Genomic DNA, 269 nt, shown 5'->3' on the forward strand with positions numbered 1-269 from the left:
GTAAAGTGCTACCACAATTTGCAATTGATGCTCTTCGCGAAGCGATACCAGCGTTTAATAAACAAATTCGTGGCTTTTCAACTAACGACGGTTTATTAACCGGCGTTGAAACACGTACTTCGTCGCCTATTAGTATTAAGCGTGATAAAACATTCCAAAGTATTAACACCAAAGGGCTTTACCCTGCAGGTGAAGGCGCAGGCTACGCTGGCGGTATTTTATCAGCGGGTATTGATGGTATTAAAGCGGCTGAAGCGGTCGCACTGTCT

General features: G+C 44.6%; 1 protein-coding gene. It reads left to right on the forward strand.

What is annotated here, in order from left to right; all coding sequences use genetic code 11:
• Positions 1-269: FAD-dependent protein (locus tag AAEY78_RS13315; RefSeq protein ID WP_352339783.1), on the forward strand; the 269-nt coding region annotated here is incomplete at both ends.

The organism is Psychrobacter sp. 16-MNA-CIBAN-0192, from assembly GCF_040309565.1.
GTDB lineage: Bacteria > Pseudomonadota > Gammaproteobacteria > Pseudomonadales > Moraxellaceae > Psychrobacter.